This window comes from Acinetobacter sp. WC-743 (assembly GCF_000335555.1).
Taxonomy (GTDB): domain Bacteria; phylum Pseudomonadota; class Gammaproteobacteria; order Pseudomonadales; family Moraxellaceae; genus Acinetobacter; species Acinetobacter bereziniae.
Genome location: NZ_AMFQ01000046.1, coordinates 1 through 11,434 on the forward strand (window position 1 = coordinate 1; position 11,434 = coordinate 11,434).

At 33.6% G+C, this 11,434-nt stretch carries 14 protein-coding genes; 4 read left to right on the forward strand and 10 right to left on the reverse strand.

Translation table 11 applies throughout. The features are described from left to right. Positions 1-639: 639 nt before the first annotated feature. Entirely contained in the window at positions 640-1,413 is a 774-nt protein-coding gene (locus tag ACINWC743_RS06530; protein WP_009584907.1) for an AraC family transcriptional regulator, read from the reverse strand. A gap of 95 nt (positions 1,414-1,508) precedes the next feature. Here ACINWC743_RS06530 and ACINWC743_RS06535 point away from each other — a divergent pair, with 95 nt between their 5' ends. After that, complete coding sequence (locus ACINWC743_RS06535; RefSeq protein ID WP_009584871.1) at positions 1,509-2,327, forward strand: sulfite exporter TauE/SafE family protein; 819 nt, start codon at positions 1,509-1,511, stop codon at positions 2,325-2,327. Positions 2,328-2,688: 361 nt separating this feature from the next. Next, positions 2,689-3,906 carry a multidrug effflux MFS transporter gene (locus ACINWC743_RS06540; RefSeq protein WP_009584900.1) on the forward strand — a complete coding sequence of 406 codons (1,218 nt, stop codon included), beginning with the start codon at positions 2,689-2,691 and terminating at the stop codon, positions 3,904-3,906. A 23-nt stretch (positions 3,907-3,929) separates the two neighbouring features. Here the strand turns inward: ACINWC743_RS06540 and ACINWC743_RS06545 are convergent, their stop codons facing one another. The 3 genes from ACINWC743_RS06545 to ACINWC743_RS23790 form a co-directional block, all read right to left on the reverse strand. Next, complete coding sequence (locus tag ACINWC743_RS06545; protein WP_004831312.1) at positions 3,930-4,493, reverse strand: TetR/AcrR family transcriptional regulator; 564 nt, start codon at positions 4,491-4,493, stop codon at positions 3,930-3,932. 655 nt (positions 4,494-5,148) lie between these two features. Beyond that, positions 5,149-5,418 (reverse strand): hypothetical protein, encoded by a 270-nt coding sequence (locus ACINWC743_RS06550; RefSeq protein ID WP_004831313.1) that lies wholly within the window; start codon positions 5,416-5,418, stop codon positions 5,149-5,151. A 102-nt stretch (positions 5,419-5,520) separates the two neighbouring features. Beyond that, on the reverse strand, positions 5,521-5,679 hold the full coding sequence (locus ACINWC743_RS23790; protein ID WP_004831314.1) for a DUF1328 domain-containing protein: 159 nt from the start codon (positions 5,677-5,679) through the stop codon (positions 5,521-5,523). Positions 5,680-6,714: 1,035 nt separating this feature from the next. Here ACINWC743_RS23790 and ACINWC743_RS06565 point away from each other — a divergent pair. Further along, positions 6,715-7,164 carry a BLUF domain-containing protein gene (locus ACINWC743_RS06565; RefSeq protein ID WP_004831316.1) on the forward strand — a complete coding sequence of 150 codons (450 nt, stop codon included), beginning with the start codon at positions 6,715-6,717 and terminating at the stop codon, positions 7,162-7,164. A gap of 39 nt (positions 7,165-7,203) precedes the next feature. Further along, a complete protein-coding gene (locus ACINWC743_RS06570) occupies positions 7,204-7,671 on the forward strand; it encodes a BLUF domain-containing protein (protein ID WP_004831317.1) in 468 nt (155 codons plus the stop codon). Between the two features lie 43 nt (positions 7,672-7,714). On the opposite strand, the gene ACINWC743_RS06575 is transcribed toward ACINWC743_RS06570, so the two are convergent. From ACINWC743_RS06575 to ACINWC743_RS06600, 6 genes are all read right to left on the reverse strand, one after another. After that, on the reverse strand, positions 7,715-8,203 hold the full coding sequence (locus tag ACINWC743_RS06575) for a pyridoxamine 5'-phosphate oxidase family protein (protein WP_009584908.1): 489 nt from the start codon (positions 8,201-8,203) through the stop codon (positions 7,715-7,717). A gap of 822 nt (positions 8,204-9,025) precedes the next feature. Beyond that, positions 9,026-9,565: a type 1 glutamine amidotransferase domain-containing protein gene (locus tag ACINWC743_RS06585; RefSeq protein WP_009584877.1), complete on the reverse strand. Its 540-nt coding sequence runs from the start codon at positions 9,563-9,565 to the stop codon at positions 9,026-9,028. Positions 9,566-9,916: 351 nt separating this feature from the next. Further along, positions 9,917-10,048, reverse strand: coding sequence for a pyridoxine 5'-phosphate oxidase C-terminal domain-containing protein (locus tag ACINWC743_RS25260; RefSeq protein ID WP_080633148.1), 132 nt, complete (start codon positions 10,046-10,048; stop codon positions 9,917-9,919). Continuing rightward, positions 10,030-10,299, reverse strand: a complete 270-nt coding sequence (locus ACINWC743_RS06590) for a hypothetical protein (RefSeq protein WP_009584857.1) — start codon at positions 10,297-10,299, stop codon at positions 10,030-10,032. Before ACINWC743_RS06590 ends, ACINWC743_RS25260 begins: the two co-directional genes overlap by 19 nt. 5 nt (positions 10,300-10,304) lie before the next feature. Further along, positions 10,305-10,841, reverse strand: coding sequence for a GNAT family N-acetyltransferase (locus ACINWC743_RS06595; protein WP_009584862.1), 537 nt, complete (start codon positions 10,839-10,841; stop codon positions 10,305-10,307). A 109-nt stretch (positions 10,842-10,950) separates the two neighbouring features. Continuing rightward, positions 10,951-11,337, reverse strand: coding sequence for a VOC family protein (locus ACINWC743_RS06600; protein WP_009584882.1), 387 nt, complete (start codon positions 11,335-11,337; stop codon positions 10,951-10,953). Positions 11,338-11,434: the final 97 nt, after the last annotated feature.

The following is an 11,434-nucleotide window of genomic DNA, read 5'->3' on the forward strand; positions in this document are numbered from 1 at the left end:
CAGTAGAATATCATTTCTCTTGATCAATAAAATTAAAGCGATCAATATATTGTTTGATGATATAAAGCTTGCACTGCCACGCTTTAGCTCTAAAGTTTAAATTGTTTTGCGTAGGCGATACTTTACTTTTCAGAGATGAAAAGTAACAAAAATCTTCCGTTGAGCGAGGGGTACATCCTAATACCCCCGCTCAACATGGCGACATCCATGTCGCCTCGTGATAGCAAAACTGTTTATGATTCAAAAGTACAAAATAAATGAATCATCCAAATTACTTGTATGAATAATCAGGCGGTTTGACTATAGTAAATTACCTGATGAATCGTATAAGTGCTTTGATATCAATCATTGATATCCAATAAATTTTATATCTTTTAAACAAATTTTTAGAAGATTTTGGTGACTCTTTATTTTGCATTTTAATCATAAATTACTTTTCTATCGTCAGGTGGTATTGATGTCAGCTTGTTGAGCAGGAGTATATGAGCAATAACAACGCACCCCTTTGTTTACAGCACAAGAATGCGTTAAGCAAAGTGAAGCATCCTCTACGCAGATCTAATTATACTTTAGCTATAAAGCGTAACAATTAAAGCTTTAAATCATATCTTTTTTGCAACAGATCGATATTATTGCATCCTAATCTGCAAAATCATTACGCTGAATATATCGACTTGGGCTCATTCCCAAAACGCGATGAAACATGGTGCTAAATGCAGCAGGATTTTTAAAACCAAAATCATAAGCAATCTGTTGAATTGAATGCTGTCGAATCAGCCTTTCTAAGCTTAACAATACACACGCATGTTGTCGCCATTTAGAAAAGGACATCCCCGTTTCAGTTTTGAATAGTCGACTAAAATGACGTTCACTGACACAAAGTTGTGCAGCAAAGTCTTCAGGAGAAAAGTGGATATTCGGGCGCTGAATAAATGCTCTACAAATCTTCAGCATCGCTGGGTTTTCAGGTAAGGCTAAATGTAAATCGATCACCTCAGACAATTCAAGCTCACTTAAAATCAAATCAAAAATCAATTCATCACGTTTGCAGAAAGGTGGATTAAGTTGGGGCGCTTTTAAAAGTAGCTGTCTCAGTAGAGGAGAAATTGCCAAGACTTCACATTGTGTTGAAGGACGAGGTAAATATTCAGGACGTATATAGATACTACATGTTTTCACATTAAACAAAGTCAGCTGATGTGGAACTTCTGGGGGAATCCATACTGCTCTTTCAGGCGGAATAATCCAATTGCCTTGAGGTGTTTCAACATGCATCACACCTTCTGCGCCATACAGCAGTTGGGCACGTTGATGACTATGTTGTGCAAGTCTATAAAATTCAGCATATTGGGTTTCAATGGCAATGATTTTATGCTCTAGATGCTCAATGCTATGAATAGAAATTTGCTTCATACATATGTCTGAATTAAGTAATTGAAAGCTGAATATAACAAACTTGTCTATTTTATAAAGCTCTAAAATCTGAATTATTTTTTAAGATTCTGATTATGGAACTCTATTTTATTCTACTGGGTGCAGGCATTCTAAGCGGTATACTTACCATTTTATTTGGTTTTGCAGGCGGTTTCGTCGTCGTTCCATTGGTCTATTCCACCATTCGCCTGCATGAAGTATCTGATTCATTGGCGTATACGATGGCGTTCAAGAGTGCTGTTGCAACTTCATTATTATTGATGGTTATCAACTCTGGGCTTGCCTCATATCAACAGTTCAAACGAGGTAATATACAGCGAAAATATCTTTTTCCGATTGCCTATTGGATAGGGATAGGTGCAGTAATCGGGACTTTTTTATCGCTCTATATAGCATCTATTTATTTAAAATGGGCATTTGTAGTCTATTTATCAATGACAATTCTGGACTGTCTCTCACGACAACTCAAATCACAGCAATTTCAGCAAATTTCTACACGTGTCTTAAACGCCAAAGAACAGCGTCTGGGTGGCATATTCATAGGTGGTATTGCAGCTGCACTCGGTGTTGGCGGAAGTGTGATGACCGTTCCTTTATTTCGCCGTTGTGGCTTAGATATGTCTAGCGCTGTCGCTCTGGCTAATCCTCTCAGTATGCCTGTTGCACTTGCGGGTTGCTTAACCTTAATCATAACTCAATGGATACAACCACCTCTCTTAGGGATACATTTTTGGGGATATTTCTATTATCCAGCATTAATATGTTTAATCCTTGGAGGCTTTATAGGGATGAAACTCACCTTTGGTTTGTCAAGTAAATTATCCAATACAGCCCATGAACGCGGTTATATTGTCTTGTTAACTTTGGTCCTATTCAGTATTTTACTGACTTAATGAGATAAGTTTGTCTGCTCGTTCTTAAGTCAAAATCAACATTTTCAACTGATAAGATCCTGAATAAATTAGGATCTTCATCAACTTAAGAGTAATCACATTCTAACGATGGTATAAAAACAATAAGTGTCATTCTACTCTACAAACAATGACGCAAATAATGGAATAGACATTGTGATAATTCAGTTATCCAAAAAATCAGCAATATCATTATGATAATAGGAAATTTCACCACTATTCCCCTGTTTTAAAAAAACTTAAATGGCATTATTTCAACGAATAAATAGCAAACTTCAGCTTGTAAAGTTAAAATAAATTAATTAACCTACCTAACGTTAGGTAATTTCACAGATCAATCATTATGAATCTAAATTTACGCCATCAAAAAATTGGTTTTGCTCTTATTGTGCTGCTTGCGATGCTGACTGCATTAGATGCGTTAGCGATCGATATTTATTTACCTGCATTTCCTGAAATTGCCAAAAGTCTCAGTGTCAATCTGAATGAAATGCAGCAAACTTTATCCATATTTTTAATTGGTTTAGCCATTGGTCAAGGTATTTATGGTCCCTTATTAGAGCGTTTTGGACGTAAATTACCTTTAATCATTGGCGTATTGATCTTTATCATCGGTTCATTGATTGCAAGTTTTGCAAGCTCATTGGAAATTTTGTTGACAGCTCGTTTTTTACAAGCACTAGGTGCTGCGGCAGGTTTGGTTACACCACGTGCGATTATCAGTGATCTTTGTAATGAACAGGAAGCTGCAAAGAATTTTTCAATTTTAATGCAAGTCATGATGGTGACACCTATTGTTGCACCCATTGTCGGCAGCTATTTAATTCAGCATAACTCATGGCAGATCATATTCTATACTTTAGCCGGTCTAGGCACGATTCTACTGCTTTGGAGTATCAGATCATTGCCAGAAACATGCCCTCCTGAAAAAAGACAAGCATTGGATTTTAAAAATATATTCAACAGTTATCGTTCGCTCTGTAGCAATCACGCTTATTTATACTTTACTCTTGCAAGTGGCTTTTTATTTGGCGGATTCTTCTTTTACATTAGCAACTCGCCCTATATTTTTCTTCAGCATTATCAGCTCAATAGCAGTCATTTCAGCTATCTTTTCGCATTTAACGCCTTTTGTTTTATCATTACAGGGCAAATTTCAATTTGGCTGCTGAATCAGTTTTGGTCTGCTTATAAAATATTAAAATTAGGTTTGGGTATTTTTTCACTTGCCAGTATAGGGTTATGCCTCAGTAGCTTGTTTGGGCAGCCGACATTAATAGAATATATTTTGACCTTAGGCTTAGCGATTTGGTCAACAGGCTTCTTATTTGGAAATTTGACCGCTTTGGCAATGCAACAAGCAGAGCGCCATTTAACTGGAGTCGCATCATCATTTATGGGACTAATACAATATGCCTTAGGGGCAATGATTGGATTCCTTGCCAGTCTGATGCCTGAGCACATTTCAGTTTTACCTCTTACACTCCTGCTCTGCGGTTTGTTGATGTTCGCACTTAGCCTTTATGCAAACAAAATGAGTAAATATGAAAAAACCACTTGATTGAACTATTGAAAAACACTCATTTATTTGCAGGTGTTTTTCAATACATCCAATACATTGAGTATTGCGGTTAAACGAAGTTGGTATTTTTGTTTACCACCATAAATTAATTCACTCTGTAAGGCATCCACAAAGCTCATATACATTCGAGCCAAAGTCACATGATCTAACTGATTTTCAGGTAGATCTTTCAGAGCCTGCATAAAAATTTGCTCTAAATGTTCCATAAATAAGTGCATGGGTTCGATTACCTCAGCATAAATATGTTTTGGTGGATTCAACAAAGCATTGACCCAAAATTGCACATCAAATGATTGATCAAATCGCTGATCAATACTACACAAATACAGATTGAATTGTTGAAATACTTCCTCGCCACCGATCAATATTTGTTTTGCATAATTCAGTTCATGCTCAACCATGATGGGAATTAAACTTAAATACAAATCATCTTTATTTTTAAAATGCGCATAAATTGATGGCTTTTTTATACCGACATCCGTTGCAATTTCGTTCATCGAAGTTGCACTAAACCCTTGCTTTGCAAAACGTTCCAAGGCGGCTTTTTGAATTTTGATAGCAGTCACGAAAACAAAAACCTTTATTGCGAATCGTTGAATAATAGCATGTAAAGCAAATGTAACCCAAGCCTACCTATTGATGTAGTCAAATGACAAAAGTTTATATAATTTAAAAAAATAAAATCAATTCAAATCGTTATATTTTATGAGACTTCTTTTTGATACTGGTCTTTTGATGAGTTCTTTAGCCGATATCAAATCAAAATTAAGTTTAAAGATGATTTAACCTCATTTTGTAAATCGGCATAAAAACTTGCAGGTAAAAATAGTGCCCGTCTTTCCGGGCTGCCAACTTTTTTTCGCGAAAGGATAGATGAGAATCTATCGCAACTACGATATTAATAAAATTTAACTTTGATTTCAACATTTCTTCATAACTAAAATTTATAAAAATAATGATCTTGAGAACGAGCATTTTATGAAATTGATATCTATGTATAATCCGTTATTTATACTCAGTGCGTCGATGATGAGTCTATTGTATCAATCTGATTTTATCGTACTTATTTGTTTAAACATCATGTCCATAAAATGAGTGTTCTAGGTTAACTTTTTGAGTTAGTAGGAATGGAGAGCATATAGTTGACTAGACAATCAGTTGACTGGCAAATTAGATTAAAACGTTTAAGGAACAATTCCCCTTCTGCAATCTTATAGAACGCTATGCATTGATTTGCTGATCCACCCAATCCAAAAATTTATTCTTATGATCAATCTCAGGCGCGTTGATAATATTGATCATTTTTTTATTTCCAAACTGACCAACAACTTTATCAGGAATTTCGAAAATAAAATCATCATCTACACCTTGATTAAGTACTTTGAAATATTCAACAACTTTTTCAAAATTAGTCTTACTTTTGAAATCAGGTGTAAGCAACAGAAAGTTATAAATCTGTTCTAAAACATATGAATAGTTGATATTTTTCATAATTGATCCAATGTTTAATATTCAATGTATTCGATAATTTTTTTGCATTTCCACCAATCGTCAATAGAGCCAGCAAGACTCTATTGAAATTGAAGAAGGCACTTACATTTTTCCTCTAGAAATAAAACCAATAATGGTCAGTATGACCGCTACAACTAAAAGAATAACTGCAAAGTCTTTAGAAAGCCCAGCTACACCGCCAAATCCAAGTAAACTTGCCACAAGTGCAATGACTGCAAAAATGATTGCCCAACGAAACATATGTACTACTCCATAAATTAATCTTTTACTTTCACATTAATATTTAAAGAACTTGATACCAATACATGTTTATATCGGCATTTAACGCTTCAATACTTTTATATAAAAAATAATTTTCAAAGAATCATTTTTTATATAACTTATTAAAACTAAAAATGTGATCAATCTCTGCATTCTTCAATTTAGGCATGACAAATTTAATTGAAAACAATACAGCACATGAAATGAATAGCATGATTAACACATCAATCGAATAACTAATCATAAATAACAGGGTATAAAACCCAAAAAAGAAAGATAGACTTAAAAATATTTTTTGAAAATAAATGGTAATGAACGCCCCATAAATTAGCGCTGCTGTAAATAAATTTACATACTTGTTCATTCCCAATCTATCAAAAATAATAATAAGCAAGGAAATAGCGAATATTGAGACAACAAAAATAAATAAATTTTTTAAAATTAACATTTCATTCCCTCATATTTTATAGCTTAGAAAAACCCCTCCTCCTTAGTAAACCGGCTAAGGAGGAGGGCTACCCCAATACACAACAATTTTTATTATGTTCATTAATTTAATAAATGCTTTTTTAATTTAAGTGTTAGCGACAAACAACTTAAATAATTATTCAGCTTTATAATAATGAACACTTGTGGTGTATGTAGGCAGTATAAATAAATGAAAAACAGGCGGTATAATCCACAGCTTACATGATTGTGAGAAATATCTTACATTTGTATATTTTTTAATCAATTTATTTTAATAAAAATTATAATTTTTCTTTTATTTTCAAATCTTTATTTTTAACAAAATAAATGTCCATCAATTTAACTTAACAAATCACTCAAACAGCAATAAAAAAACGTTACATTTCATATTTTTTAATAAATTCTTCCAATATGTTCGCTTTCAATTTAGAAACCCTGTATGGTAATCATCAGTACTAATCTTCCTATGTGAAAACATAAAGCTTATTAATAAAATTAAAGCGTTAGCACCGAGTTCGGAGTAAATTTTATGATGGAAGACTACCAATGGAATTTGTGAGAGTTTTATATGCAAGTAAAGCTACGAGTATTCATCCTGATGTCAAAAATGATCTCATAGAGATTTTGAATTCAGCTGTGGATTTTAATTCTCGTAATGAAATTACAGGCGTTCTTTACTATGGGCATGGATATTTTGTTCAATGTTTAGAAGGACGTAAAAGTAAAGTAGATGATCTTTTTTACAATCAAATTTTGAAAGACCAACGTCATCAAAATTGTGAAATTTTATACTATGAAAAATGTGACATTGGATTATTTAAACATTGGAATATGAAATTTGCTCCAGTCAACAAAAGGCTTGGAGACTTCTTTCTAGAAAATCACCGGGATGATTTTAATCCCTTTCTTCTCTCAAGCGAGACGATTCCTTCTTTTATTGATCTTTTAGCTGGAGAGTATGATGTTGAACCTTATAACTTTGATGTCAATGAGTGATCCAGTGTTTTCTTCTCAAAATGACTTGAGAAAACGCATATGTTGATTCGATTGTGTTATGCGAGTTCTCGCAATCAATTGACTTCTGATTTACTTGAAGATCTGAATAATATCTTAAACACTGCTAGAGAGTTTAATAGCAACAATCAGATTTTTGGTGTTTTATATTATGCCAATAATTACTTCTTTCAGTGTCTTGAAGGTGATAAAGCGATCGTTCAAACTTTATTTCAGCAGATAAAGAATGACCTTAGACATCACGATATTGTTGAGTTCAAAATCAAGCAAATTGACAAAGTTTACTTTAAGAACTGGTCAATGAAATATGTTCAGAAGTGTTCGAAAATTGATATATTCTTCAATCAAATGGGATATGAATTATTCACGCCAACTGCGCTCAATGAAGATAATTTAGATATATTCTTAAAAGAACTTCTGAGCGAAAAGCAAACTCGTATGCGTAAAAAGGTGGGGCTAAATCAACGCGGCGTATCAACTTTTCTATAAACTTAGATTAGACGAACATTCGTTCGTCTAATCTACCAAGCATTTAAAGCTTCACAGATTGGCTGCTACCCAGTTGCTCAGTTTCACTGGTGATAGATGCTTTGGCGAGTTTGAATAAGGTCACCAACTTCCCATTGCCTTTCCAATATTGTGCCCCATTACAAACGACACGAATCAATTGGATATTAGGATCATTTTTCCCTTGCTCAAAAAATGCTTCATAGGCTGGCGACCATAATTGCTCAAGAATCTCTGGATCATGCACACACTCTGCAATAGCGTTAATTGACACGTAATCATTATTTGAAATATGACTATACCCGAGATTAACCTGCTGACGAGTTGCTATATTTTTAACTAATTCTGAGTTTTTAGCGCCAATAAACCACACGACACCATTAAAATCAGTATTTTGTGTGGTCATAGGCACTGAATGTAAATGCCCTTCTTCAGTGATAAATGTGACCATCACAAATCGAATATCTTTTATTAATGCATTAATCTGTTCATAATCTTGATTTAAATTTTCCACGTTGCTATTCCCTTTATAAACTTGAATCTTAAATATCTACCAACCGGCAAAACAAAACAGTTCCTTTATGTTTATTAAATGTTTAATCATGATAGTTAAAGATCATGATTTATGAATAATTTATCTTTTTGTTATTATTAATACTCACAACTTTAAAAATATTTTTTTTATATCTAATATATTGACCTATTTCCGCATGATCCAATTCATTCCACAAATCAAAATAAAAAAATTCAGATGTATCCGAATAAATCCAAAACCACATGAATGATTCGTTTTTATGAATGGGATTGTAAATAGTGTCCTTAACCTTAACAAGTTTGTGTAACTGAAATTTCTCATCTTGAAGTACAATTTCATAAATACACAATGGCATATTCTCTAAATTTAAAATAATTCAAACTATAACCTAAATCAGATTCAGCTTAATATTTTTATTTATTAAAATTATGTAATTTATTTTTTCAATTAATATTTTTTATCTTATTTTTTTAATAGTTATCTTTCATAAATCTTAAAATAATCATGTTCATCGAATTAAAGAGGTATTGAAAGTTGTGCCAACATTAGGATAAAGGTCGGAACTTATGTTGATTTATAGTATTAAAAAGGAGTTACAATACAAGCCGAATATGTAAATTTAGTTTAAAAACTCTGATTACTCAGTTGCTTTGACAAAATAGCTAAAGCATCACAGATTAAGATCACACATCGATTAAAAAAACCATAACAATCATATATATTTAAAAAACTGAGTACCCGATCTTGGTAAAAGTAAGACAAAGCACTCAGTTTATTTCTAAATCGTTCAAAATCAAAAAATTATTCAAGCTCGTTTAATATAGCTTGATTAAAAGCAGGGATATCATCGGGATTACGTGAAGTGATCAAAACCCATCCATGAGTGTTACAACGATGTACTTGCTCGTCAACCCAGTTTGCACCTGCATTCTCTAAATCTAAACGTATACTTTTATATGAAGTTAAATTTTTGTCTCTAATTCGCTCAGCATTAATGAAAGCCCAAGGACCATGACATATAGCCGCAATGGGTTTTTTATTGTCTGTGAATGATTGGATAATTTTTAGTGCATTTTCATCAATTCTTAATTGATCTGCATTCACCGTTCCGCCTGGAATGACCAGTAGATCGTAGTCATTTGGATCTAATTTTTCTAAAGTTGCATTTGGTGAATAGGATGCAGATTTTTCATCATCATGAAGAACGGTCTGTACATCTTTTAATTCAACTGCGGCATGAATACACTCAATTCCTTTAGCTGTTAAAAAGTCTAATGGCTTTTTGAGTTCATCATGCTCTACACCAGAGTTTGAAGTGATAAATAATACTTTTTTTGACATTTCTTACTCCACCAATATATATGTATGTTTTTAAGCTAACAAAAAATTGGCTTTCGGATGTACTTGTTTAAACACCTTCTTGTTAATTGTTGAAATGCATTGTTGTAAGATTTGTTATATCTGTTGATTTAATTTAGACCTTTTTACACAAATCCAAAAGGACAGTACACTCAAGTCTGATGAATGTATTCAATCTTAAAAGTTCATTTACCCTTTTTGAAATGAGAGTTTTGCGCGCTTTGATGTTAAAGATTGTGTTTAATTTTTTATAAAATAATCAATTATATAGATTACTTTATTGCGTTTTATGAATATTAAAATATTGTACGCCTTCAAGCTATTCCAAATGCCTTATGGTTGTAAAAAATTTTTCACCCATAATTGATCTGTCGAATTGAGAGAATATTGTGTCCTTAAATGTAGACGTGTTTCTTTAAACTCTAAAAATTCGATCTGTATGGGTTTTATGATAAATCCCCCCATGTCTCAGGACGAAGCAGATTATGACGATCATATTTACTTTTTTCATCAAGAAATTTTTGTTGCATGGCTTCGAGTGATTCAATTTCTTGGCTTTGATCAAAAATATAAGACACCACTTGAGCGTCATGAACCCGTTTTTCCCAATAGGAATCTGCAAGTTGAGGATCAATTAGCGAACAGAATCCCTGTATTCTGATTTGATGTGCCACATGCTCCCACCAAATCGTTAGACTGACTTTAGGATTATTCATAGCTTTTATCCTAAGTTACGCTCTAACACTTGTCCTGACCACCCTTCATCATTAAAACTCAATGTAGATTGATAACCACAGGATTGATAAAACTTGACTAGATTTCCATTACCGCCCGCATAACAATCAAGCCGTAGATGATGGATTCCCTTTTCTTTAGCTTGCTGATCTGCAAAAGCCAATAATTGACGCCCTATTCCCTTATACTGCTGCCCCCGTTTTACGATAAGTAAACGTACATAACATTCTGGCTGAGCTGCAAGCGGAACATAAGGCATAGCATCCCCCATAACAATAACAGCACAAACACTACCATCTTGTGTTTCAACAACCCAAGCATCAGGCAAAGCAAGTGCTTCTGAGACACGATCAATCTGTCTGGCTGAAGTCGACCACGGCACTTCTCCCCATTGTTGGGCATTTCCAATGGAGACGAGCCACGCAACAACGCCATCAAAGATATCTAACACCTCAGGTAAATCTTGAGCCTTTGCTTTACGAAGCACAAAGCTTTGTCTCGCGGTGGTTATTATTGTTTGCATATCTATTCCAATTTCTATAATTGAAAATATCTCTTGCTCAAAACAAGCGATTGCCGTATTAAAAAATATCGATGGTGATCATGCTTACACCGCTATTTTTGTGTCTCATTTATTCGGTTATATAATTTGAAATTTCTATTAAATTTTCATCTGGATCACGAATATATACTGACATGATATTTCCTACGGCGCCCGTACGCCGAACTGGACCTTCTTGAATTTCTACCTGTTGATGCGCTAAATGTGTGATCACCTCATTCAAGGGTGTAGCTGTGATAAAGCATAAATCAGCAGAGCCCGGAGTTGGATGTTTGGCTTTTGGCTCAAACTCCTTACCTGCTTGATGCAGATTTATTTTTTGCTGACCAAACTTTAACGCTTTTCTGTTATTTCCAAATGTAATAATTTCAAAATTTAAGACGTGATGATAAAAAACACAAGTTCTCTCAATATCCGCAACTGTTAAGACCAAATGATCTAAATGTGAAATTTCCATAGAATGCCTTCAAATCGATTGATCATAAATAACCAATTTATCAGCTTTTTAAATGAAATTTAATGTATTTTTTCATACTCAACATCGTTTCAAGACC